The organism is Buchnera aphidicola (Rhopalosiphum padi), assembly GCF_005080845.1.
GTDB lineage: Bacteria > Pseudomonadota > Gammaproteobacteria > Enterobacterales > Enterobacteriaceae > Buchnera > Buchnera aphidicola_AO.
Map to the genome: position 1 here is coordinate 450,906 of NZ_CP034858.1, position 26,675 is coordinate 477,580.

Annotated in this window: 22 protein-coding genes and 3 tRNA genes; 7 read left to right on the forward strand and 18 right to left on the reverse strand. The window is 25.3% G+C overall.

All coding sequences use genetic code 11. From position 1 onward, the window contains the following. Positions 1 to 26: 26 nt before the first annotated feature. The 4 genes from rpiA to D9V76_RS02120 form a co-directional block, all read right to left on the reverse strand. The gene (rpiA, locus tag D9V76_RS02105; protein WP_158337357.1) at positions 27 to 686 is read right to left on the reverse strand and encodes a ribose-5-phosphate isomerase RpiA; all 660 of its coding nucleotides are present in this window, start codon (positions 684 to 686) and stop codon (positions 27 to 29) included. 175 nt (positions 687 to 861) lie between these two features. After that, positions 862 to 936 (reverse strand) — tRNA-Gln (locus D9V76_RS02110). 39 nt (positions 937 to 975) lie between these two features. After that, a tRNA-Leu gene (locus D9V76_RS02115) sits at positions 976 to 1,057 on the reverse strand. Positions 1,058 to 1,063: 6 nt separating this feature from the next. After that, positions 1,064 to 1,140: transfer RNA gene (locus D9V76_RS02120), tRNA-Met, on the reverse strand. A gap of 150 nt (positions 1,141 to 1,290) precedes the next feature. On the opposite strand from D9V76_RS02120, the gene glnS reads away from it, so the two are divergent. From glnS to queE, 4 genes are all read left to right on the forward strand, one after another. After that, positions 1,291 to 2,982, forward strand: coding sequence for a glutamine--tRNA ligase (gene glnS, locus D9V76_RS02125; protein ID WP_158337359.1), 1,692 nt, complete (start codon positions 1,291 to 1,293; stop codon positions 2,980 to 2,982). A 154-nt stretch (positions 2,983 to 3,136) separates the two neighbouring features. After that, entirely contained in the window at positions 3,137 to 4,768 is a 1,632-nt protein-coding gene (locus D9V76_RS02130; protein WP_158337361.1) for a CTP synthase, read from the forward strand. A gap of 15 nt (positions 4,769 to 4,783) precedes the next feature. Next, positions 4,784 to 6,094 carry a phosphopyruvate hydratase gene (gene eno, locus D9V76_RS02135; RefSeq protein WP_158337363.1) on the forward strand — a complete coding sequence of 437 codons (1,311 nt, stop codon included), beginning with the start codon at positions 4,784 to 4,786 and terminating at the stop codon, positions 6,092 to 6,094. A gap of 91 nt (positions 6,095 to 6,185) precedes the next feature. Beyond that, a complete protein-coding gene (gene queE / locus D9V76_RS02140) occupies positions 6,186 to 6,845 on the forward strand; it encodes a 7-carboxy-7-deazaguanine synthase QueE (protein ID WP_158337365.1) in 660 nt (219 codons plus the stop codon). A 16-nt stretch (positions 6,846 to 6,861) separates the two neighbouring features. On the opposite strand, the gene queD is transcribed toward queE, so the two are convergent. The 12 genes from queD to mutS all read right to left on the reverse strand — a co-directional run bounded on the left by queD (position 6,862) and on the right by mutS (position 21,234). Next, positions 6,862 to 7,224 carry a 6-carboxytetrahydropterin synthase QueD gene (queD, locus tag D9V76_RS02145; protein ID WP_158337367.1) on the reverse strand — a complete coding sequence of 121 codons (363 nt, stop codon included), beginning with the start codon at positions 7,222 to 7,224 and terminating at the stop codon, positions 6,862 to 6,864. Between the two features lie 42 nt (positions 7,225 to 7,266). Next, positions 7,267 to 7,755: a peptidoglycan DD-metalloendopeptidase family protein gene (locus tag D9V76_RS03215; protein WP_253254718.1), complete on the reverse strand. Its 489-nt coding sequence runs from the start codon at positions 7,753 to 7,755 to the stop codon at positions 7,267 to 7,269. Positions 7,756 to 8,405: 650 nt separating this feature from the next. Then, entirely contained in the window at positions 8,406 to 8,900 is a 495-nt protein-coding gene (ispF, locus tag D9V76_RS02155; protein WP_158337726.1) for a 2-C-methyl-D-erythritol 2,4-cyclodiphosphate synthase, read from the reverse strand. 15 nt (positions 8,901 to 8,915) lie between these two features. After that, positions 8,916 to 9,626, reverse strand: coding sequence for a 2-C-methyl-D-erythritol 4-phosphate cytidylyltransferase (gene ispD / locus D9V76_RS02160; RefSeq protein ID WP_158337369.1), 711 nt, complete (start codon positions 9,624 to 9,626; stop codon positions 8,916 to 8,918). 270 nt (positions 9,627 to 9,896) lie between these two features. Then, positions 9,897 to 10,532: an adenylyl-sulfate kinase gene (gene cysC, locus D9V76_RS02170; protein WP_158337371.1), complete on the reverse strand. Its 636-nt coding sequence runs from the start codon at positions 10,530 to 10,532 to the stop codon at positions 9,897 to 9,899. A gap of 22 nt (positions 10,533 to 10,554) precedes the next feature. Then, entirely contained in the window at positions 10,555 to 11,973 is a 1,419-nt protein-coding gene (gene cysN / locus D9V76_RS02175) for a sulfate adenylyltransferase subunit CysN (protein WP_158337373.1), read from the reverse strand. 18 nt (positions 11,974 to 11,991) lie between these two features. Then, positions 11,992 to 12,900 carry a sulfate adenylyltransferase subunit CysD gene (cysD, locus tag D9V76_RS02180; RefSeq protein ID WP_158337375.1) on the reverse strand — a complete coding sequence of 303 codons (909 nt, stop codon included), beginning with the start codon at positions 12,898 to 12,900 and terminating at the stop codon, positions 11,992 to 11,994. Positions 12,901 to 12,909: 9 nt separating this feature from the next. Continuing rightward, a complete protein-coding gene (cysG, locus tag D9V76_RS02185) occupies positions 12,910 to 14,331 on the reverse strand; it encodes a siroheme synthase CysG (RefSeq protein ID WP_158337377.1) in 1,422 nt (473 codons plus the stop codon). 105 nt (positions 14,332 to 14,436) lie between these two features. After that, positions 14,437 to 15,171 carry a phosphoadenylyl-sulfate reductase gene (locus tag D9V76_RS02190; RefSeq protein WP_158337379.1) on the reverse strand — a complete coding sequence of 245 codons (735 nt, stop codon included), beginning with the start codon at positions 15,169 to 15,171 and terminating at the stop codon, positions 14,437 to 14,439. Positions 15,172 to 15,182: 11 nt separating this feature from the next. Continuing rightward, positions 15,183 to 16,886: an assimilatory sulfite reductase (NADPH) hemoprotein subunit gene (gene cysI, locus D9V76_RS02195; RefSeq protein ID WP_158337381.1), complete on the reverse strand. Its 1,704-nt coding sequence runs from the start codon at positions 16,884 to 16,886 to the stop codon at positions 15,183 to 15,185. Further along, a complete protein-coding gene (locus D9V76_RS02200; protein WP_158337383.1) occupies positions 16,886 to 18,697 on the reverse strand; it encodes an assimilatory sulfite reductase (NADPH) flavoprotein subunit in 1,812 nt (603 codons plus the stop codon). Before D9V76_RS02200 ends, cysI begins: the two co-directional genes overlap by 1 nt. 128 nt (positions 18,698 to 18,825) lie before the next feature. Continuing rightward, positions 18,826 to 21,234 (reverse strand): DNA mismatch repair protein MutS, encoded by a 2,409-nt coding sequence (gene mutS, locus D9V76_RS02205; protein WP_158337385.1) that lies wholly within the window; start codon positions 21,232 to 21,234, stop codon positions 18,826 to 18,828. Between the two features lie 165 nt (positions 21,235 to 21,399). Between mutS and D9V76_RS02210 the strand changes: the two genes are divergently transcribed. After that, positions 21,400 to 22,029 carry a DsbA family protein gene (locus D9V76_RS02210; RefSeq protein ID WP_158337387.1) on the forward strand — a complete coding sequence of 210 codons (630 nt, stop codon included), beginning with the start codon at positions 21,400 to 21,402 and terminating at the stop codon, positions 22,027 to 22,029. Positions 22,030 to 22,334: 305 nt separating this feature from the next. Next, entirely contained in the window at positions 22,335 to 23,198 is an 864-nt protein-coding gene (locus D9V76_RS02215; RefSeq protein WP_158337389.1) for a 5'-3' exonuclease, read from the forward strand. 13 nt (positions 23,199 to 23,211) lie between these two features. Here D9V76_RS02215 and yihA read toward each other — a convergent pair whose 3' ends face one another. Beyond that, positions 23,212 to 23,817 (reverse strand): ribosome biogenesis GTP-binding protein YihA/YsxC, encoded by a 606-nt coding sequence (yihA, locus tag D9V76_RS02220; RefSeq protein WP_158337391.1) that lies wholly within the window; start codon positions 23,815 to 23,817, stop codon positions 23,212 to 23,214. A 218-nt stretch (positions 23,818 to 24,035) separates the two neighbouring features. On the opposite strand from yihA, the gene typA reads away from it, so the two are divergent. Next, positions 24,036 to 25,865, forward strand: a complete 1,830-nt coding sequence (gene typA, locus D9V76_RS02225) for a translational GTPase TypA (protein WP_158337393.1) — start codon at positions 24,036 to 24,038, stop codon at positions 25,863 to 25,865. Positions 25,866 to 25,981: 116 nt separating this feature from the next. On the opposite strand, the gene gmk is transcribed toward typA, so the two are convergent. Then, positions 25,982 to 26,605, reverse strand: a complete 624-nt coding sequence (gene gmk, locus D9V76_RS02230; RefSeq protein ID WP_158337395.1) for a guanylate kinase — start codon at positions 26,603 to 26,605, stop codon at positions 25,982 to 25,984. Positions 26,606 to 26,675: the final 70 nt, after the last annotated feature.

Here is a 26,675-nt window from a genome sequence, read left to right on the forward strand (position 1 = left end):
AAATTAGTGATTTTTAATAATTAGATTTAATTATTAATAATTTTAACTCCTTTTTGAGTGCCAATTAAAACAATATCTGCAACTCTTGAAGCAAATAAACCCACACTAACTACTCCAGGTAATGAATTTATTTTTTTTTCTATTGAGATAGGATCATGTATATATAAATTATATACATCTATAATTATATTTCCATTGTCTGTTATAATATTTTCTCTTAATTTTGGTTGTCCTCCTATTTTTAATATTTCTTTTGAAATATAGGATATTGCCATAGGAATTATTTCAATAGGCAATGGAAAAGTACCCAAAATATTTACTTTTTTTGATTCATCAATAATACAAATAAATTTTTTTGACATAGCAGCAATAATTTTTTCTCTTGTTAAAGCTGCTCCACCACCCTTAATCATTTGCATTGCATTGTTAATTTCATCTGCACTATCTACATAAATTTCTAATGAATCAAAAGTGTTTAAATCTAATACTTCTATTCCGTTTTTTTTCAATAAAAAAGTAGAAGAATTAGAACTGGAAACGGCTCCAGATATTAAATTTTTTACTGTGCTTAAAGCCTGAATAAAATAAAAAACAGTACTACCTGTTCCTACTCCTATAACAGTTCCGGGACAAATATAGTCTAATGCAGCCCATGCTGCTTTTTTTTTTAATTCATTTAAATTCATAGTATAAAAAACCTATTTTATTTTAAATAAATATTCTAAAATAGAAAAGAATAATAGATTTTTAACATTATTAAATTGATAATTTAATTATATATAATTTCGGTAATATAAAAAATAATTTTATGTGTTTAAAAAAAAACTTTTTTATATAGAGAAGAAAAAGATATTTCCAGAATGGCTGGGGTACCTGGATTCGAACCAGGGATGCCGGTATCAAAAACCGGTGCCTTAACCACTTGGCTATACCCCATTATCATTACAGATTTTTTAAAAGAAGAATATTTTAATATACGGGAGGCGAGATTTGAACTCGCACACCTTACGGCGCCAGAACCTAAATCTGGTGCGTCTACCTATTTCGCCACTCCCGCTACTAATGGTGGCTACGACGGGAATTGAACCCATGACCCCAGCGTTATGAGTGCTGTGCTCTAACCAACTGAGCTACGTAGCCTTATTAAAATATAAAATATTTTTTTTAAGATTTTATAAAGATATTACTGTTTTTATTTTATAATATAAAAAGTAAATAATCAATATAATTATTTGCGTAAAACAAGTAATTTTTTTATGTATTTTAATAAAAAAAATGAGCTCTAAAAAAATGAATACTAAAACAAAAAAAAATAGTAATAATTTTATTTATAAAATTATCAATAAAGATTTAAAAAAAAATAAAAATTTGTTATTACATACCCGTTTTCCTCCTGAACCTAATGGACATCTTCATATTGGACATGCTAAATCAATATGCTTAAATTTTGAACTCGCAAATTTATACCATGGATATTGTAATCTTCGTTTTGATGACACAAATCCTATTAAGGAAAATATCAAGTATATTAATTCAATTCAAAATGACATTAAATGGTTAGGTTATAAGTGGCATAAAAAAATTCGGTATTCTTCTGAACATTTTTCAAAACTATATGAATATGCAAAAGAACTAATTCAAAAAGGTTTGGCATATGTAGATGAATTGACAAAACAAGAAATACGTGAATATAGAGGAACTTTAAAGACTATAGGAAAAAACAGTCCTTATAGAGATAGAAGTATTACAGAAAACTTGAAATTATTCGAAAAAATGAGACAAGGAAAATTTAATGAAGGAGAAGCATGTTTACGTGCTAAAATTAACATGAGTTCTTCATTTATTGTTATGCGTGATCCAGTATTATATCGAATTATTTTTTCCACACATCATCAAACTGAAAATAAATGGTGTATATATCCTACATACGATTTTGCTCATTGTCTTTCTGACTCCATTGAAGGCATAACACATTCTTTTTGTACATTAGAATTTCAAGATAATAAAAATTTATATAACTGGATTCTAAAAAAAACTAGTGTTACACATTATTCAAAACAGTATGAGTTCTCTAGATTAAATTTAGAATATTCAATTTTATCTAAAAGAAAAATTGCAGTTTTAATTGAAAAAAAAATAGTTAATGGATGGGATGATCCACGAATACTAACTATTTCAGGATTAAGAAGAAAAGGATATACAGCATCTTCTATTCGTGAATTTTGTCATAGAATTGGTGTCACTAAGCAAAACAATTTAGTGGAATTTTCTATGCTAGAATACTGTATTAGAAATGAACTGAATCAAAAAGCAGTACGTACCATGGCTGTATTAGAACCAATTAAAATATTTCTATACAATATAGATGATAATCACGAAGAAAAATTAATAGTTCCAAATCATCCAAATAATCCAAGTTTAGGAACTCATGAAATTATATTTACAAATACTATATATATTGAACGAGAAGATTTTAAAGAAGAATACGATAAAAAATACAAAAGATTAAAAATTGGAGAAGAAATTCGTTTAAGATATTCGTACATAATAAAAGCAGAAAAAATAGAAAAAGACAAAAATGGGAATATTATTAATATAATATGTTTCTGTGATGTTAATAGTTTAGGAAAAAAGCCAGTCAATAAAAAAAATCCTGCAGTGATTCACTGGATTTCAATAAAAAATTCATTTCCAGCTCAATTTAAATTATATAATCAATTATTTAAAATAAAAAACCCTGAACAAGAAGAAAATTTTTTATCTTTTTTAAATTCTAATTCGTTAATAGTCAAAAATGGTTTTATCGAAAAAAAAATAGCTCAAAAAATAATAAAAAAAATGAATGACAATTTTATACATTTATTTTTTCAATTCGAAAGAATTGGTTATTTTTGTTTAGATAAACTTGATTCAAAAGAAAATAAATTAGTTTTTAATCGCACTGTTAATTTACGAGATTCATGGAATTTGAAAAAAAAATGAAAAATTAAAAATGTATATTATAGCCAATATTTTTTAAATAAAAAAATTTTATATTTTTAAAAAATTTTTAAATTATTTTTTATTAAAATAATTCAATTAAATATTAAAATTTTTAAACTACCTATTCATTTTAACTGATGTTTTTATATTTAGCATGACTAAAAATTATATTTTTATAACTGGTGGCGTAGTGTCATCTTTAGGAAAAGGTATTGCAGCTGCTTCATTAGGAGCTATATTAGAAGCACGAAATTTAAAAATAACTATTATGAAGTTAGATCCATATATTAACGTTGATCCAGGAACAATGAGTCCTATTCAACATGGAGAAGTTTTTGTTACTGAAGATGGTGCTGAAACTGATTTAGATCTAGGTCATTATGAACGTTTTATTCGAACAAAAATGACATGTTTAAACAATTTTACTACTGGAGGCATTTATTCTGAAGTTTTAAAAAAAGAAAGAAGAGGTGATTATTTAGGTTCAACTATTCAAGTAATACCTCATATTACTAACGCCATTAAAGACAGAATTATTTTGTGTTCTCAAAATAGCGATATTATTCTTGTTGAAATAGGTGGAACAGTGGGAGATATTGAATCTTTGCCATTTCTAGAAGCTATTCGTCAATTAGCAGTAGATATTGGACGTAAAAATGTAATATATATACATTTAACACTCGTACCATATATAAAAACAGCTGGAGAAATTAAAACTAAACCTACTCAACATTCAGTAAAGGAATTGCTATCAATTGGAATACAACCAGATATTTTAATCTGTCGTTCTCAACAAACAGTTCCAAAAAATGAAAGAAAAAAAATTGCATTATTTTGCAATGTTCCAGTGAATGCTGTAATCTCTTTAAAAGACGTAGATTCAATATACACAATACCAAAACTGTTAAAAGATCAAAAATTAGATAATTATATTTGCGAATATTTTAAATTAGATGTTCCTGAAGCTAATTTAAAAGAATGGGAAAAAGTTATTTATGAAGAAAAAAATGCTAATAATGAAGTAATCATTGGTATAATTGGAAAGTATGTCAAATTACCTGATGCATATAAGTCAGTAATAGAAGCACTTAAACACGCAGGATTAAAAAATAAAATTAAAGTAAAAATAGAATTAATCAATTCTCAAGAAATAGAAAATAAAAATTTTAAATTATTAAAAAATCTTAACGGTATTTTAATACCAGGTGGTTTTGGAGATCGTGGTGTAACAGGAAAATTATTATCTGTTCAATACGCACGTGAAAACAACATTCCATATTTTGGAATATGTTTGGGAATGCAAATAGCAATTATAGAATTTGCACAAAATGTTATAGGAATTAAAGAAGCCAACTCTACAGAATTCGATCCAAAATGTAAATTTCCCGTTATTGATTTAATTAAAATTAAAAAAAATAATACAAAAGATATAATTAATGGAAAAAAAAATAACAATTCTAATTTAGGAGGTACTATGAGACTAGGTAGTCAACCTTGTAAATTAATTGTTAATAGTTTATCTAGAAAATTATATAAAAAAGATATTATTATAGAACGGCATAGACATCGCTATGAAGTAAATAATATTTTGTTAAAAAAAGTAGAAAAAAACGGATTAAGAATCGCAGGACGTTCTAAAAAAAACAATGTAGTTGAAATTATAGAAATTTTTAATCACCCATGGTTTATTGGTTGCCAATTTCATCCTGAATTTACTTCCACACCACGCGATGGGCATCCGTTATTCATAGATTTTATTAAATCGGCAAAAAAACAAAAAAAATAATTTTAAAGGTAAAAAATGTCTAAAATAATAAAAATAATTGGTCGTGAAATAATTGATTCTAGAGGTAATCCCACTATAGAATGTGAAGTTTTTCTTGAAGGAGGTTTTGTTGGTTTAGCTTCAGCACCTTCTGGAGCTTCAACAGGTTCTTTTGAAGCATGGGAGTTAAGAGACCAAGATAAAAATCGATTTATGGGTAAAGGTGTTCAAAAGGCAGTCGAAGCAATAAATAATAAAATTTTCTATTCTTTAAAAAATAAAAATGCAAAAGATCAATTTGACATCGATCAAACTATGATAAATTTAGATGGTACAGAAAATAAGTCTAATTTAGGGGCTAATTCAATTTTATCGGTATCTTTAGCAATTGCAAAAGCAGCTGCAGCTTCTAAGGGAATGCCTTTATATCAACATATTGCGGAAATTAATAATACACCAGGTGTATTTTCAATGCCTTTACCAATGATTAATATAATTAATGGTGGAAAACACGCTAATAATAATATTGATCTTCAAGAATTTATGATACAACCTGTTTCGGCTAAATCAATAAAAGAAGCTATACGCATCGGGGCAGAAATATTTCATTCATTGGGAAACTTACTAAAAGATAAAGGAATAAGTACTACAGTAGGAGACGAAGGAGGATATGCTCCAAATTTTAAATCCAACGAAGAAGCGTTAAACACAATTCAAGATGCAATACATAAAACTAAATACAAATTAGGAAAAGATATTACACTAGCTATAGATTGTGCAGCTTCTGAATTATATAATAAAAATAGAAAAAAATACCAATTTATAGGAGAGGGAATTCAATTTAATTCACAAGAATTAACTCGTTATTTGGAAAATTTATCAAATAAATATCCTATTGTTTCTATAGAAGACGGACAAGATGAATCAGATTGGGAAGGCTTTTTATATCAAACAAAGAAATTAGGTAATAAAATACAATTAGTAGGAGATGATTTATTTGTTACTAATAAAAATATTTTGAAAAAAGGAATTAAAAAAGGTGTTGCAAATGCAATTTTAATAAAACTAAACCAAATTGGAACATTAACTGAAACAATTGAAACTATTAAAATGGCAAAAAAATTTAATTATGGTGTTGTTATTTCCCATCGTTCAGGTGAAACAGAAGATACATCAATAGCAGATTTATCAGTAGGAACAGCATCAGGACAAATTAAAACAGGATCTATGAGTCGTTCTGATAGAACAGCTAAGTATAATCAATTAATTAGAATAGAAGAAAAATTAGGTGAAAAAAACGCTCCTTTCTACGGACTAAAAGCAATTAAATCATCTTTTTTAAGATAAAAAAGCATTCTTAAAGAGAATCAGGTATTTTAAAAAATATGCCTGTTTCTCATTAATATAAAACATTAAAAATTTTTTTATGAGTCTAACTATGCATTATCCAATTAATGAAATATTTCAAACGATACAAGGTGAAGGCTACTATGCTGGAACACCATCAATCTTTATTAGATTGCAAGGATGTCCAGTACATTGTAAATGGTGTGATACTAAATATACGTGGGAGTGCAACAATCAAGATCAGATTTCTTATGAAAAAATGATAATGAAAAAAAAATCAAATAGAACATGGAGTTACATGAATTCTAAGGAAATTATTCTAATAATAAAAACAAAAAAATGGACTGCTAAACATGTTGTTATTACTGGTGGTGAGCCGTGTTTATACGATCTTTTAGAAATTACAAAAGAACTAGAAAAAAAAGATTACAAATGTCAAATAGAAACTAGTGGAACTGAATTAATTAGATGTTCTTTAAATACTTGGATTACACTTTCTCCTAAAACAAATAAAAAAGCACTAAATACATCAATATTACGTTCTAATGAAATTAAATATCCTGTTTTAAAAGAAGAAGACTTATTTTACTTAAAAAGTATTTTAAAAAAGATAAAAAATAAAAAAAATAATTTTATTTTTTTACAACCAATTAGTCAAAATGAAGAAGCATTAAATATTTGTATTAAAACGTGTATAATAAAAAATTGGAGATTATCAATACAAATACATAAGTATCTCAAAATTCAATAAAACTATGTTTGAAATTTTAATAACCCTGATAAATACATCCTGATGTACATGTTTCTTTAATTATAATAGTATTTAAAATAGATAATTTAGGTTTTAAACGATCCCAAATCCACTTGGCTAAAATTTCACTTGTTGGATTTTCTAAACCTGGAATATCATTTAAAAAATGATGATCTAACTGATCATAAATAGGTTGAAATATTAGTTTAATTTCAGAATAATCTATTATCCAACCTTTTTTTTTATCAATTTTATCTTTCAGTTCTAAACGAACGAAAAAAGAATGACCATGTAATCGTCTGCATTTATGTGTTTGAGGAACGTACGGTAAATAATGTGCTGCTTCAAATTGAAAATCTTTAAATATAATAGTTTTCACATATTTCTCAATATAGTTTTAAAAAATTAACAAAACTTTTAATTATGTTTGTTTTTTTAAACTAGGTAATAAATTTAATGGATTAACAGGTTCACCTTTATGACGTATTTCAAAATATAACTTAACTGAATTATTACTTGATAAACCCATAATAGCAATTTTTTTATTTTTATATACTTTATCTTTTTGTTTAACAAAAATAGATTCATTAAATCCATATATACTTAAATAATCGTTTTTATGTTTAATAATAATCAATTTACCATAATTTTCAAAATAATCATCAACATATACTACTTCTCCAGAATCAGCTGCAAAAACAGGTTGTCCTACAAAACCAGAAATTTCAATTCCGTGTTGATTATTAGTTTGAAAACGAGAAAAATTTTTTATATTTGGGTTTTTTATAGGCCAAGACCAATTATTAGCAATAATAATCATTTTTTTTTGTAATTGAATATGTTTTTTTTTATCTACTTTTTTTTTATAGAAACAACATATTTTAGTAAAAAGTTGATTTTTTTTAATCAAATTTTCAACATTTGATGATTTTTCAAAAAAAGATTTATAAGAATTACATTCTTTTTTTACTTTATTATTATAATTAAAAAAAGAACAATTTAAATGATTAATATTATTAATTTCAATATTTGCTATCCATATTTTTTGTCCTATAAATATTTTATACGGTTTTTTAATTTTATTAAATCTTGATAGTTGGTTATAATTGTAACCAAAACGCTTAGATATAGAATATAATGTATCTTTTTTTTTAATAATATAGAAAATATGGAAGGTATTCTTTTTGAAAGAAATATCATATTCATGATTACTGATAAAAATCTTATTTTTTTCAAAAAAATATTTCTTATTGTTTTTTAATAAAGAAAAACATTCTTTTTTTTTAAAAAAATAAGATCTTCTAAATGATTTTTATAAAACTTATCCTGTAAAATTTTAGAACTATTAAAGAATATATTTTTTTTATTAATTGAATTTCCAAAAGCAAAGTTTTTACAGAGAAAAAATGTAAACATTAAAAAAAACAATTTATATATTAAAAATTTTAATTGCATTAAATTATACCGTTTAATTACATAAATAACAAAATTAAGTAATAATTTTATTGAAAAAAGTAGTATATTATACTAAAAAATACGTTTAATTTATATTAAATTACATTATTTTTTTAAATTATTATTTTTAGATTTTACAATCATTACAATTGATTGACAGGCTATTCCTTCTTTTCTTCCGATACATCCTATCATTTTAGAACTCGTGGATTTTACACTGACTTTTTCTACTTTAATATTAAGATCTGATGCTATATTGGATCTCATAAGAAAAACATAAGATAATATCTTAGGAGTTTCAGTAATAATAGTAATATCAATATTACATATACGATAATGTTTTAAATAAATGCTTTTCCAAACATGTTTTAATAAAATTCTACTATTAATATTGTTATACCTTTCATCCTCACTTGGAAAAAGAGTTCCAATATCTCCCATAGCGGTAGCACCTAGTAATGCATCTATTAAAGAATGTATTAATAAATCACCATCAGAATGAGCAATTAAACCTTGATTATGAGGTATTTGAACACCTCCAATAATTAATGGTTTTATACCACCAAATGCATGAATATCAAAACCATATCCAATTCTCATTATGAACATATCCTCTTAATTTTTTAATAATTCTTTCAGATAAAATTCTGCAAAAACAAGATCTTCAGGATAAGTTATCTTAATATTTTTATAACTTCCTAAAACGATTAATGGATGATATCCACAATATTCTAATGCCGATGCTTCATCTGTTATATTTATTTTATCTTCAATAATTTTTTTTAAACAAAATCGTAATAAATTTATTGGAAATAATTGAGGAGTTAAAGCATGCCATAAATGATTTCTAGGAAGAGTATGTAATATTTTTTTATTTTTGCAATTACTATATTTAATAGTATCACATACGGGTCGAGCTAAAATCCCACCTACTTTGCTGTTTTTAGTGATAGCTATTAAATTTTCTAAATCTTGATAACTCAAACAAGGACGAACTGCATCATGAATTATTACCCATTTAGCATCTGTTTCTATGATTAAACCAGATAAAACTGAATGTATTCTTTCATTACCACCTAATACAGAGAAAACACGTAAATCAGATGATATAGATAATTTTTGAAAATAATTGTCTTCTTGATGCAAACTTACAACAATACGAACTATGTTAGGATGTGATAATAATGTTTTTAAAGTATATTCAAGAATAGTACAATTTTTAATTTTTATATATTGTTTAGGAAAATCTAATTCCATTCTTCTACCTATTCCTGCAGCTGGTACTACAGCAATAATTTTTAGTTTAGGTGAATTAATTAATTTCATTTAATATCCAAAAAAATTAAGTTTTATTTAATATATTTAAAAATAGATATCATTTTTTAATTACATTATTTAAACGTTCAATTTCTAATATTAATTGATTATTCCTTATTTCAAAATCTTCGTTTTTTTTTTTGGACTATAATTTTTTTATACATTTTAATATAGTCTAAAATACCATTTTTTCCAATCCAAAGAGAACATTGCAACCAAAAAAACAAAAACAGTAAAAATATTTTTAACATTTTCATATATCACTCTAAATAATTTTATTTAAAATAAAAATGTTTTATCAATATTTGAAAAAGATATGATATTTCTATCACATAATATTTTAATTAATTTTTTTGTATTATTTTTTAAAGATATTGTTCCATCTAGACACAAATCTGGTTTTTCTGGAATTTCATATACAGATTGAATACCAGTAAAGTCAGATATTTTACCAAGGCGAGATTTTTTATATAGTTTTTTAGGATCACGTTCTTCACATATATTGATTGGAGTATCAACAAAAACTTCTAAAAAATTTTTTTCTCCTAACATAATAGAAACTTTTTTTCTTTGATTTTTATAAGGAGAAATAACGGAAACTAATACTATAATACCTGCATCCATCATTAGTTTTGCTACTTCTCCAATACGTCTAATATTTTCATTTCTATCTAGTATACTAAAACCCAAATCCGAACATAAATTAGATCTAATATTATCCCCATCTAATAAATAAGTATTTAAATTGCTTTTAAACAATATTTTTTCTAAAGAATTAGCAATACTAGATTTTCCTGATCCTGATAGTCCTGTAAACCATATTACTATAGATTTATGACCGTTTTTTTTCTCACGTTTTATACGTGTTATTGAATGTTTTTGCCAAATAATATTTTCTTTTAAATTATTATTCATTTTAATAAAAAAACCTTATATTCTACTTTTTTATATTCCAATGTGGAAAATGTTTTAGAATTAAATTATATAAATCTGATTCAAAATCTTTTGTATTATCAGAAATAATTTTTTCTTCTTTTTGTATACTTTTTTGAATCATTCCTGCTCCTACTGTAATATTGCTTAAAAGATCAATAAAAATTAAACTACCTGTTATTTTGTTTTCTTTATAATCATCGAATATCATTTCTTCACTAAATAGAACTTTTACTCGTCCGACACTATTTAATTTTAATATATTAGTTTTTTTCTTAATCAAGGTATTTACATCTATTTTAAATAAAATTTCTTTAATATAAACACGTGTTTTTTTACCCGCTAATTTAATAGCATACGAATTATCTATTTTTAATACAGTATCTGTCATCCATACAATATCTACAATTGCTTCTCGGGAAGGTTTTAAAGGAGAATTAAAATTTACAAAAAAATCTCCACGATTAACATCTATTTCATCTTTTAAAACTATTGTAATAGCTTCACCGACTTCTGCTGTATCTAAATCTTGATCAAATTTTAAAATACGAGAAATAGATGAATTAATATTAATAGGTAATATTTTGATTTTTTGTCCAACATAAATTTTACCAGAAACTAATGTACCAGAATATCCACGAAAATTTGAATCAGGACGATTGACATATTGTATCGGAAATCTAATTTCTTTAGAATCAACCGTGTCTTGAATTTTTATAGTTTCTAAAAGATGCAATAATGTAAATCCTTTATACCAAGGCATATATTTATTTTTAAATACAACGTTTTCACCAATTAATGCGGATATAGGAACAAAAAAAATTTTCAAATCTTTAGAAATGTTTTGAGAAAAAAGAAGAAAATTTTTTTTTATATTTATAAAGGTTTCTTCTTTATATTTTACTAAGTCCATTTTATTTACTGCAACAACTAAATATTTAATTCCAAGTAATGTAGAAATAAAACTATGTCTATAAGTTTGTTCTGATAATCCTTTTCTAGCATCTACTAATAGAATAGATAAATCACATGTAGACGCACCTGTAACCATATTCCGAGTATATTGCTCGTGACCGGGTGTATCGGCAATAATAAATTTTCTTTTACTAGTCGAAAAATAACGATATGCAACATCAATTGTAATGCCTTGTTCACGCTCTGATTGTAGTCCATCAACTACAAGTGCAAGATCTATTTTTTTTCCTTGTGTTCCATGACGTTTACTATCATTTTTTAAAGAAGATAACTGGTCTTCATAAATTTGCTTAGTATCATGTAATAAACGACCAATTAAAGTACTTTTTCCATCATCCACACTTCCACATGTTAAAAATTTTAAAAGAGTTTTTTGCTCATTTAAATACAACCAATTTTGAAAACTATTTTTTATGTTAAGTTTTTTAATATTAATATTTTTATTCATTTTAATCTTAACCTGTTTTTAAAAGTAACCTTGTCTCTTTTTAAATTCCATTGAACTTCTTTGATCATGATCAATAGATCGACCTGTACGTTCACTTGTCTTAACTATCAACGTTTCTTCAATAACATCAGATAGAGTAACAGCTTTTGATTCAATAGCACTTGTTAAAGGCCAACAACCTAAAGTTCTAAATCGAACCATTTTTTGAACTATCTTTTCATTTGGTTTAATATTAATACGTTTATCATTAATAACTAATAAAGTTCCATCTCTTTCTAAAACTGGACGCATAGCGGCAAAATAAAGTGGTACAATCTCTATTTTTTCTAAAAAAATATATTGCCAAATATCTAATTCAGTCCAATTGGAAAGAGGAAAAACACGAATACTTTCTCCTTTATTAATTTGTCCATTATAATTCCACCACAATTCTGGACGTTGTTTTTTAGGATCCCATTGATGAAAAGAATCGCGAAAAGAATAAATTCGTTCTTTAGAACGTGATTTTTCTTCATCACGTCTAGCACCACCGAAAGCAGCGTCAAATTTATATTTATCTATTGCTTCTTTTAATCCTTCTGTTTTCATTATATCAGTATATTTTGTACCACTATCTTGAAATGGATCTACACCTAGTAATTTTCCTTTTAGATTAGAATGAACTATTAACTCTACATTTAACGATTGAGCAATATAGTCTCTAAAGGAATACATTTCTTTAAATTTCCACCCAGTATCTATATGCAATAGTGGAAAGGGCAAACGACCAGGATAAAAAGATTTTCTCGCAAGATGAAGCATAACTGAAGAATCTTTTCCAATAGAATAAAGCATTACGGGATTTTCAAACTCAGCTATTACCTCTCGCATTATATAAATACTTTCTGATTCTAATTGACGTAAATGAGTAGTGTTTTTTTTAAACATTTTTTTTCCTTAAATTAAATTTACTATAGAAGAGAGATTTTTTATGTTATTAAATGAACTAGAAGTATTAAACCATTCTAATTTTTTATGTAATAAAACAACTTCCCCAATAATCAATAAAGATGGATTTATAGTAAATTTAACTATTTTATCAAGTTCATCTAAACGTCCTATAATAACTTTTTGTTTTATAGTAGTACCTTTTCCAATAACAGCTATCGGTGTTGATTTTGAACGACCATATAAAATAAGATTTTGAGAAATATATGAAGCTTGTAAAGTTCCCATATATACAACTAAGGTATAAGAAGAATCAGACAAAATAGACCAATTATTTGATACATCATTCGCACATTTATGACCTGTAATAAATATTACGCCTTTTGCATAATCTCGATGTGTTAATGGTATACCGGTATAAGCAGAAATACCAATCGCAGATGTAATACCTGGAACAACTTGGACATCAATACCTTCTTTTTTTGCTGCTTCTAATTCTTCACCACCACGGCCAAAAATAAATGGATCTCCTCCCTTTAAACGAACTACTTTTTTTCCTTTCTTTGCTAAAGATATTAATAATTTAATAATTTCATCTTGGGTAATGTTTTTTACACCAGCAGATTTACCAACGTAAATACATTTTGCATCTCGACGGACAAACTCTAAAATTTCCGAAGAAACTAAACGATCGTATAATACCACATCTGCTTCCTGTAATACTTGCAGTGCTCTTAAAGTCAATAGCCCACTATTTCCAGGACCCGCTCCAACTAAAATAATTTCTCCAATTAATAAGTTAGGTTTATCAATCATTTTTATTAAAATTTTAACTGCTTTTTTTATTTCTCCATTAATTATATATTGAACAAAAATACTGTTAAACAACTTTTCCCAAAAACGACGTCTTTCTAATAAAGTAGTAAATTTTTGTTTAATTGTAGATCTCCAATTGCCTGCAATTTTAGCAACATCACCTAATCTTACAGGAAGAATGGCTTCAATTTTTTCACGCAATAAACGTAATAAAACAGGAGCCGTTCCTCCTGAAGAAATAGCTATAACTATAGGAGATCGATCAATAATAGAAGGAAAAATAAAAGAACATTTTGATTGATCATCAACAACATTAACTAATATGCTAAGATTGTTACATGTTTCAAATATTTTTTGATTTAACTTGATATTATTAGTAGCAGCAATAACTAAAAAAGTTTTATTTAAGTGAGAAAAATGAAATTTTTCAGAAATCCAATGTACTTTTTTTTGATCTAGAAGTTTTTTAACTTCTAAAGATATATCTTTACTAATAATACTAATTATAGCCCCTGAACGAAGCAATAATTTAATTTTATTAAAAGCAACTTCTCCAGCACCAACTACCAATACATTTTTATACTTTAAATCTAAAAAAATAGGAAGATAATTCACATTTACCCTGTTTAAAAAAATAAAAAGTTTATACAAATTTTTGAAAAAAATTTATATATTTTTATGTATAAATTTAAATATATAGAATTTTCAAAAGTATTAAAATTAATCTTCATGCAAACCACATTCACGTTTTAATCCAAAAAAACGAGTTTCTTCTTCTAACATACCTTTTTTAAATTTTTTAGTAGTATGAACATCTCCTACAGATATATAGCCTTCTTTTAATAAAGGATGATTTTTTAAGTTATTTTTTTTTAAATATTTATATATTTCATTACTAGACCAATCTAAAATTGGTAAAACTTTAAAAATTCCTTTTTGAATAGAAAGATATGGTAATGCACTTCTACTTTTAGATTGTTCACGACGTAATCCTGAAAACCACGTTTTTACTGATAATTTTTTAAAAGCTAAATCCATTGGTTCTACTTTATTAAAAGTATTATATAAATTAATTCCTTTAATACCTTGTGTCCATAGTTTTCCATATCGCGCTTCTTGCCAAGCTGCAGATATAGTTGATCGAAAAACCTTTAAGTTTAAATTCCATTTTTTTACTAACATATCAATAAAATTATACGTTTGAGGAAATAAATATCCAGTATCTATTAATACAATAGGAATATCAGGTTTTTGTGTGACTATAAGATGTAATAATACAATCGATTGAATACCAAAACTAGATGACATAACGTGTGTAAATGGTAAATTCTTTAATGACCAAGATATACGTTTTTCAGCAGAATATCCAGACATTAGCATATTAAGTTCAGATAAAATTTCTTTTTTTTTTTCAGAATTTAATGAATTTATATTTTCATAGTTAAATTGAGACATTTTTATCACCATTAATTCCAAAAATCATGAATAGGATTAACAATTTCTTTTACAATATTTTTTCTAACAACAAAATCCCCAAAATGTTCTGTTTTTTTACGTTTAATAGACCAAATTTTTATTAAGAATTCTAAATGAGTTAATATTTCTTTTTCTGTAATATTTTCTTTATATATCTTTGGAATTCGACTGCCTATTCGATTTCCACCAATATATAAATTATATCGACCAATAGCTTTTCCAATTAAACCGATTTCAGCTAATAGAGATCTTCCGCAACCATTAGGACATCCAGAAATACGTAAAATTATTATTTCTTTTTCAACACCATATTTTAACATGATATTTTCTACTTGCGTAATAAAAAACGATAACATACGTTCAGCTTCAGCCATTGCTAATGGACAAGTAGGAAAAGAAACGCAGGCCATGGAATTTTCACGTAATGGACTTACTTTTTTTATTAATCCATGTGACATAGCAATTTCATTTATTTTTTTCTTGTTTTCATCAGATATTTCAGAGATAACTATGTTTTGATTTGCTGTTAATCTAAAGTTACCTTTATGTAAATTAGCTATTTTTAATAAACCTGATTTTACTAACTGTTTATCATTATCATATATTCTTCCATTTTGGACGAAAATTGTTAAACTCCAATCATTATTAATATTTTTTGTCCATCCAAATCTATCTCCGCGACCAGTAAAATAATAAGGACGAATAGGTTCAAAAGTTGTATTAGCTCTTTTTTCAACTTCTTTTTTAAAAACACTTAAACCAACTTTTTCTATAGTATACCTAGTTTTTGCATTTTTTCGGTCAGTACGATTTCCCCAATCTCTTTGTGTTGTTACTATAGATTTAGCCACAGACAAGGTATGTTCAAGAGTAATATAACCTAATTCAACAGCGAGAAATGGCCATGTATTCTTGTTTCCATGAGTTATAGATAGACCACCACCTATTAATACATTAAATCCTACTATTTTATTATTTTTTATAATTGCTATAAAATTCATGTCATTAGCATATAAATCTACATCATTGTATGGCGGAACTACTACTGTAGTTTTAAATTTTCTTGGTAAATAAGTTTTTCCTAAAATTGGCTCTTGATCTGTAGTAGCTATTTTTTTTTGATCTAACCAAATTTCTGCATACGCTTTAGTTTGGGGTAATAAAACATTTGAAATTTTTTGAGCCCATGTATAACATTCTTGATGAACTAAAGATTCCATAGGATTAGATGTACAAAGAACATTTCTATTAACATCATTAGCTGTACCTAAAGAGTCTAAACCTATTTCATGTAGCATTTTATGAGCATCTTTTAATTTTTTCTTCAAAATCCCATGAAATTGAAAAGTTTGACGATTAGTTAATCGAATTGTTCCATACAATGTATTTTTACTTGCAAAATGATCAATTTTTAACCATTTTTTAGCTTCAATAATTCCCCCAGGTAAACGACAACGCAACATCATTGCATAACGGGGTTCTAATTTTTGTTCATTACGTTCTAAACGTAAATCTCGATCATCTTGTTGATACATACCATGAAATCGGATCAGAGAAAAGTTATCTCCACTAAAACCATTAGTAATTTCATTTTTTAAATCGTCAACAATAGTACCTCGAAGATAATTACTATTTTCTTTAATGTGTTCTTCTTGAGTCGTTTTTAAAAATATTTTTTTGTGATCTTTTTTCATTAATATACATCTCTTTGATAGCGTCGTTTTATTCTCAAATCATTTAAAAATTCACTAGATTCTTCAATATCCATTGAACTGTTTTCACTAAAAACATCTAATAGTGCTTTTTCAACATCTTTTGCCATCTTAGATGCATTACCACAAACATAGATTTGTGCACCTTGTTCTACCCATTTCCATAATTCCTTTCCATTTTCTCTTATTTTGTCTTGTATATATATTTTTTGTTTTTGATCTCTTGACCAAGCTAAACTGATCTTTGTAAGAAGTCTTTTTTTTAAATATTTTTGCCATTCTAATTGATATAAAAAATCTTCAGTAAAATTAGGATTACCAAAAAATATCCAATTTTTCCCCCTAGATCCATCATTATCTCGTTGCTGTATAAAAGAACGGAATGGAGCAATACCAGTTCCTGATCCGATCATGATAATAGGTAAATCTTTGTTTTCGGGTAGACGAAAATTATTATTTTTTTCAATAAAAATTTTTATAGAATCGTCAATTTTTAAAAATTGTGATAAATAACCAGAAGCACCTCCTAAATGTAAAGTGCCAGAAATCATGTTTTTTACCACTCCGACTGTAATATGAACTTCGTCATTTGTTTCAGATTGAGAAGAAGAAATAGAATACAATCTTGGCGTTAAAGGACGTAAAATACTAATTAATTGTTGAGAAGATAATTTTTTAGGGTAATCATATATCATATTTAATAAAGGAGTTTTTTTTACATAATTATTTAAATCTTTATCATTAGATATAATTTTCTTTAAAAATTTATTTTGTGTAATATCAGCATATTTTTGAACAATATGCTTAGTATTTATAGTTAATTCAAAATCATTCTTTAAAGCGTCAAAAACAGTAATTAATTTATCTTTCACTTTAACTTTATCAAACATATCTATAGAAAGCAGTTTTAATATTTTTTTAATTAATTGAGTACTATTTTGATACCATATACCTAACGCATCACCAGGTGTATAAATAATGTTTAAATTACTTATATCTAACTCAATATGATGAACATCTTTAGTTGAATTTCGACCAGTGATTTTTTGATTTACTAATACAGTAGCTACAGCAGGTTTATATTTTGTATATATATTTACTTCATTAATAAAACTTTCTTTATTATTTTTTTTTAAATAAGAAACAGAAGAAATATCTATTTTATTTAAAGCAAGTAATAATTCTTTAGACCATTTAATATAATTTTCTTCATATTCAATATCTGCATCTAATCTATTAAGTAAACGTTTTCCTCCTAATTCGCTAAATTTTTTATCAAAATCTTTACCTGCTTGACAAAATAAATCATAGGAAGTATCTCCTAATGCAAATATACTATAGTGTAGATTATCTAATCTAGGAGCTTTTTTTGACATAATAAATTTATAAAAAGACAATGCTTCTTCTGGAGGTTCACCTTCACCTTGAGTAGAAATAATAAAAATTAAAAAATATTCATTTTTAATTTTTTTAAAATTGTAATCAGAAGCATTAATTAAATTAGTTTTTTTATTTTCATTATTTAAATATTCATTAAAACGCTTAGCAAGCAGTCTAGCATTACCCGTTTGAGAAGCAGATATAATAGTAATTGTTTTCTCTGTATTTTCTTTTTGAAAAAGTTTGTTTTTTTCAGATATTAATTCCGAAGAATTTTGATTTGCTAGATTCCAAAAATAGCCTGAAAGCCAAGCATATTGAATATTAGAACAATTTTTTTTTATTTTTTCTAAATTTTCTATTTTATCTAAATCAAAAGGAAAAAGGGTATTAAAAGGATTTTTATTTTTCATTATACTAAATGCCTAAATCTCATTATATTAAAAAACCTAATATTGTTAATTTAGTATAATTTACAGAAAATATTAATTTTTAGCTACTAATAAAACATCAAAATTTTATGTAGAACTATTTAAAAAGATTATTTTTTTTCTAATTCAACTAATTTGGCTTTTGCATCCTTTATTACAATATCTGGAATTCCAGATAAAGCAGCCACTGATATACCATAACTTTTTTTTGAAATACCTCTTTCGATTTTATATAGAAAAGCTACATTTGAATTATGTTCAACAGCTGAAAAATGAAAATTTTGGATTTTTTTAAAAAAATTTTCTAATTTTGTTAATTCTATAAAATGAGTAGACAACAAAATCATAGATTTATTTTTAATAATTAAATATTTAGAACATGACCAAGCTAATGCCAGTCCATCTTTATTTGATGTTCCTCGTCCTAATTCATCTATTAAAATTAAACTATTACAAGTCGCATTGTGAAGAATATTAGATATTTCTGTCATTTCCATCATAAATGTCGAATAGCCATTGCTCACATCATCTGCAGAACCAATACGTGTAAAAATTTTGTCAATTGGACCAATTGAAGCATATTTTGCAGGTACAAAACTACCTATACAAGCCATTATAACAATCAGAGCAATTTGACGCATATAAGTACTTTTACCACCCATGTTAGGACCTGTAATAATAAGCATTCTATTTTTCTTTGACAAAGAAATAGAATTGCTGATAAAAGAGGTTTCTAAAAAACATTCAACAACTGGATGACGACTTTCTAGCAAAGAAATACCATATTTTTGAGTTATTTTAGGACAGACATACTTTAAAGATATAGCACGTTCGGATAGATTTACTAAAACATCTAATTCTGATAATGCAAATGCACTTTTTTTTAATTTCTCTAAAAACGGTTCTATTATGTCAAATAATTCTATATATAACGTTTTTTCTAAAAGTAAAGCTTGAAATTTAGCAGCAACAACTTTTTTTTCATAATTTTTTAATATAGGGATACTATAACGCTCTATGTTTTTTAAAGTTTGTATCTTAATATAAGATTGCGGAATTAAATGAGCATGACGTTTATTTACTTGAATATAATAACCAACAATATTATTGTATCCAATCTTGAATGAATCGATATTTAATCTCTTTTTTTCTTTTATTTCAAAATCACTTAAATATTTTTGAGAATTATTTTCTAAAGATCGCAATTCATCAAGCTTTTTATTATAATTAAATGCAATTACTCCTCCATCTCGAATAGAAGAAGGAACTGTTAAATTTATTGATTTTTTTAATAAAAATAATATTTTTTCAAATTTTCCAATAGAAAGGCGAATTTTATTAACATTATTACATTTTATTTTTTTTAATATACTATCTAGATTAGGTAAAACATTTAACGTAGAACGCATTCGCACAAAATCACGAGGTAAAGCAGTACGTAAAGCCAAACGAGAACATATTCTTTCTAGATCACTAACTTGACCAAGAATATATTGTATTTCTTTATAAAAAGGTTGCAGACATTTAATCATTTTATGACGATTTCTAATTAAATTTAAATCTTTTAATGGAGCATTTAGCCAGCGATTTAATAATCTTCCACCCATAGATGTTACTGTTTTATTTAATACTGAAGATAAAGTATTTTTGTTGTCATCTGAAATACTTTCAGTAATTTCAAGACTTTTACGTGTACTGATATTCATAAAAATATTATTTTCCATATAATTAAATTTTATTTTACGAATATGAGGTAAATACGCTATATGCATTAATTTTACATAATTAATTAAGCAACCAGCGGGGCAAATAACAAAATTATTTTTTTTAATACCAAATCCATTCAAACTAGAAGTTTTAAATTGTAAATTAAGTAATTTATACGAAATTTCTAAATCGAAATCTAATAATGGGCGTTTTTGTATACATTTTCTATGAGATATCAATAAAACATCTTCAAAATTTTCAGGATATAACAATTCTGTAGGATTTGTACGTTCAATTTCTGATAATAAAGAATTTTTATTAGAATGCTCAGAAACACCAAAAAATCCTAAAGAGATATCTAAAACAGCATATGCGAATTTATGATTTTCTTTCCAAACAGCTGCTATAAAATTATCTTTATTTTCCTCAAGAAACGCTTCATCTGTAATAGTTCCAGGAGTAATAACTCGAACTACTTGACGATTTATCAATTTTTTTTCAGAATAAATATCTTTTATTTGATCACATACTGCAACAGATTCCCCCATTTTTACAAGCTTAGCAAGATAATATTCTGCAGTATGACATGGGACTCCAGCCATGGGTATAATATTTTTATTTGAATGACCTTTTTTTGTTAAAGTAATTTTTAATAATCTAGAAACACGTTTAGCATCTTCATAAAATAATTCATAAAAATCACCCATTTGATAAAAAAGTAACATATCAGGATATTTTGATTTTAAAGACAAATACTGTTTTATCATTGGAGTATGATTGTTGTTTTTATTAGAAAAATTGTTTTCAGTCATCTGGAACTCAAATGTTAATAAAATTATTGAAATTATTAAAAATGAATACTTTAAAATTTATGAAATAAAAATTTAACATTATATACTAGATAAGTGTATGATTTTATTTTATAAATTATTTTTAAATTTTTAATTTGTAAAAAAATATAAAACATGGATAGAAAAATGAAAAAAATATTAATTGTTTTGTACAGCATATTTTTATCTTATAGTGCTTTATCTTATGAATTTACTAATAAAAAAGAATATGAAATAAAAAAAAGAAATATTTCTGATGTGCCTAAAGTAATGAATTTTTTTTCTTTTTTTTGTCCATACTGTTATGAGTTAGAAAAAATACACAATATTCAATTTTTAATTAAGAATAAAATAGACAAAAAAGTAGAAGTACAAAATTATCATGTTAATTTTTTAGGAGGAGAGTTTAGTAAAATATTAACAAAAATGTGGATCATATCTCAACAAATGAAAGTTGAAGAAAAAATTATAATGCCTATTTTCAAAGAAATTCAAGAAAATAATACTATAAATAATGCTTCTAATATTAAAGATATATTTTTAAAAGAAACAGGTATCAGCAACGATGAGTACAACAAATTTTGGAACAGTTTTTCAATTAAAATATTAATACAAAAAAACGATAATGACATAAAAAAAATTCAATTAGATCATGTTCCTAATATGATAATAAATGGTAAATATAACATTGACTATTATAAACTAGAGACGATTTTTAAAAAAAATTTTTCTAAAAAATATATAAAACTAGTAAATTTTTTACTTTTGAAAAAGTAAATTAATACGATATAATCATAGAGATCTATATTTTTTATAGTAAACTCTTATTTAATAAGTAGTAAAATATTTTTAATATTTCATTTACATCTTTTTTTTGTATTATTTTTTTATTAAAATTTAATTAAATTAAATTTTTAACTTTACTAAAAAATAAAGAAAAATAAAAAAATATTACTTTACTATCCTATATTTTACACACAAAGTTATCCTGTAAATAAATTTTATGAAAAAAATTATTTAGTAATATTATTTGTCTTTATTTTAATGAATTCCATTTTAACTAATTAAAAGATAAAAAATGTATGTTATACGTAAAAAAAAAACCTATTATTATAGTAGATGGCAGTTTATATTTATATCGTTCTTATTTTACATTTCAAAACTTTAATCACAATCAAGAAAACCCATCTGGAGCTATATATGGAATGTTAAAAACGATACAAAATATTTTAAAAAAAAATTATCGTTCACAAAAAATTATTATTATTTTTGATTCATCTAAAAAAACCTTTAGAAATACAATATTTAAAGAATATAAAAGTAATAGATCTACAATGCCGAACAAACTTTACATACAAATCCAACCTCTTCTTAAAATACTTGAAGAAATTGGGATTAAGACTTTAAGTATTTTGGGCATAGAAGCCGACGATATTATTGGAAGTTTATCATGTAAACTAGAACGTGAAGGAGAACAAGTATTAATTGTTAGTCATGATAAAGATATGATACAACTTGTAACTGATAACATTAATATATTGAATTTAAGTAAAAATAGTATTATTACTCCAGATAAAATAAAAGAAAAATATGGTATTTATCCTCAAGAATTTGTTGATCTTTTAGCTCTGATGGGAGATGCTTCTGACAATATTCCAGGAGTCCCTAAAATTGGTATAAAAACTGCATTATTTCTATTAAAAAAATTTTCAAATATTCAAAATGTTTATAATAACATTGAAAAAATACAATTTTTATCTTTTCGGAATTCTAAAAATGCTGCCATTCAATTAAAAAATTATAAAAAAATCGCTTTTCTTTCATATCAATTAGCAAAAATAAAATTAGATATTCCTATCAATATTACTTCTGAAGAAATTACTTTAAAAAAAACATTTTTTAAAAAATTATCGAATTCAATCAAATTATATTCATTTAACGAATAAAAAATATTTATATTCAACGATATTTTTCGTACCAACAATTTAATTTAGATTTTAGCTTTTCAATTCCTATTTTTTTTAAAGATGAAAATAATTGAATATGCAATTGATTAGAAAATGTTTCTAATTTTTTATGCACTTTTCGAAATTGAATATTTTGATTATTTATTGTAAACTTATCACATTTCGTTAGTAATAATAAAATAGGAATTTTACAAATCAAAGCCATGTTGATAATGTCTTGATCCAAGTTTTTTAAAGGATGTCTAATATCCATTAATAAAACTAATCCTTTTAAAGATCTACTAGTTTTCAAGTAACTATATATCATATTTTGCCAATTTATTTTAATTAACAAAGGAGCTTGAGCATAACCATAACCGGGCAGATCAACAATTCTAAAATCAGAAGTTACTTGAAAAAAATTAATTAATTGAGTACGACCTGGAGTCTTGCTGAAACGAGCTAGTTTTTTTTGATTAGTCAATGAATTAATAGCACTAGACTTTCCTGAATTAGAATAACCAACAAAAGCAATTTCAATGCCATGTTCAATTTTTATATCAGAAATTTTAGCAATACTCTTTAAAAAAAATGTTTTATTATAATTCAAAATACTCAAAATATAACCTCAAATGTTTGGAATCAAAAAAATTTTTTAAAAATATTTTTTATTTAAAATTATTATTTTTTTAAAAAATCTTTCTCAAATAAATTTGATATTTTTAATATAAAAAATATAATCCGCAAAATTTAATCTTTTCTCATATTTTATCTAAAAACAGTCTCTGTAGTATATCTATTTATTTACAAAATAGATCACTTTTTAAAGGAAAAAAAATGCATAAGAATATAAGAAATATTGCTATTATAGCACATGTTGACCATGGTAAAACTACATTACTGGATCAGTTATTGCAACAATCTGGAACTTTTCAAAAACATGAAGAAAAGAAAGAACGTATTATGGATACTGATGATTTAGAAAAAGAAAGAGGAATCACAATATTATCTAAAAATACTTCTATTAAGTGGAAAGAATATAAAATCAACATTGTTGATACACCAGGTCATGCTGATTTTGGTGGTGAAGTAGAACGAGTAATGTCTATGGTAGACTCAGTTTTACTGGTAGTAGATGCATTAGATGGACCTATGCCACAAACTCGTTTTGTTACTAAAACAGCTTTTAAATATGGTCTAAACCCAATTGTAGTTATCAATAAAATTGATAGAAAAAACTCTCGTCCTGATTGGGTTGTAAATGAAATTTTTGATCTTTTCGTCAACCTTGATGCCAATGATAAACAACTTGATTTTCCAGTTGTATACACTTCTGCAATTCGTGGAACTTCAGGGACAAATTATCTTAGTATGAAAGAAAACATGATCCCATTATACGAATCAATTATTAAATTTGCCCCAGCTCCTAATGTTGATCCTAATCAAAAATTTCAAATGCAAATTTCGCAACTAGACTACAACAATTATTTAGGAGTAATAGGTGTTGGTCGTATTAAACAAGGTTATGTAAAACCAAATGATTCAGTAATTATTATTGATAGTTTGGGGAATAATAGAAATGGTAAAATTAATAAGGTATTAAATTATTTTGGATTGAAAAGATTAGAGATAGAAAAAGGAGAAGCGGGTGATATAGTTGCTATTACAGGTCTAAATAAATTAAATATTTCTGATACAGTTTGTCATCCAGATAATTTACACCCCCTTCCACCATTGAGTATAGATCAACCTACAGTAAATATGTTTTTCTCAGTTAATACCTCACCTTTTTCAGGAAAAGAAGGAAAATATGTTACATCACGTCAAATTTTAGAAAGATTAAAAAAAGAAACTATACACAATGTAGCTTTACAAATAGAAGAAACAAAAGATGCAAATATTTTTTCTGTTTCTGGACGTGGCGAATTACATTTATCGATATTGATAGAAAATATGCGTCGCGAGGGATTTGAACTAGAAGTATCTCGTCCTAAAATAATTTTTCGTGAAATTAATAGTATAAAACAAGAACCATTCGAAAACGTGATTCTAGATATTGAAGAAAAACATCAAGGCAACATCATGAAATTTATAGGAGAAAGAAAAGGTGAGTTAAAAAATATTATTGTTGATCCCAATAAAAGAGTACGTCTTGAATATATTTTGTCTAGTAGAGCTTTAATTGGATTTCGTACAGAATTTATGAGTATAACTTCTGGAACTGGACTTTGTTATTCATCTTTTAGTCATTATCAAGAATATCAAAAAAATGATGTAGGACAAAGGAAAAATGGAGTTTTAATATCAAATAGTACTGGTATGGCAGTCGCTTTCGCTTTATTTAATTTACAAGAAAGAGGAAAATTATTTTTAGGACACGGCAGTCAAGTCTATGAAGGTCAAATAATAGGACTTCATAATCGTTCTAACGACTTGACAGTCAATTGCCTTACAGGAAAAAAACTAACTAATATGAGAGCTTCAGGAACAGACGAAGCAATAATTTTAACAACATTTACAAAATTTACATTAGAAGAAGCTTTATCTTTCATTAATGATGATGAATTAGTAGAAATTACACCAAATTCAATACGTTTACGAAAACGTTATTTAAAAGAAAACGAACGAAAAAAAGCAAATAGGAATAAAAATACTACAGTTAATTAAAAAATTTTCATCAAAAATTAACTTTTATTAATTATATAATTCTATTTTATTAATAGAATTATATAAATAATTTTAAAAAAAAGCATTTCACGTAGAATAGAAAAAATTTTATAAATTTAACTTTTTAATAATTGAGAAATTAATACATTATGTTTATTTTTTTGATGAAATAAACACAAATGTTCAGCAATAATAATAGTTTTTAAATCATTTATAGCTTTTTGAAAATCATCATTGATAATTAAATAATCATATTCTGAATAATGATTCATTTCATCCACAGCTTTTTCCATTCTTTTTGAAATAACTGCATCACTATCTTGTCCTCGTTCTCGTAATCTTTTATATAATTCATCCTTAGATGGAGGAAGCAAAAAAATACTTTTTGAATTTGGCATTTTATATCTAATCTGATTGGCTCCTTGCCAATCGATGTCGAGGAAAACATCAATCCCTGAAAACAACATTTTTTCAATAGATTGGCGCGAAGTTCCATAATAATTGTTAAACACTTTAGCATATTCTAAAAAAGATTCTTGTTCAATCATTATTCTAAATTCTTTTTTTGATATGAAATAATAGTGTTTTCCATGAGATTCACCGGGTCTCATGACTCTAGTAGTATGAGAAATAGAAACTTGAATATTGTACAAAGATTGTGTTTTTAATAATCCTTCAATTAAACTAGATTTTCCTGTTCCACTTGGCGCTGAAATAATAAAAAGAATACCTTGAGACATGATGTTTTAAAAAGTATTATCTAAATTTTTTTAAAAAAAATTTTTTAAAAAAATTGTTAAATAAAAGATA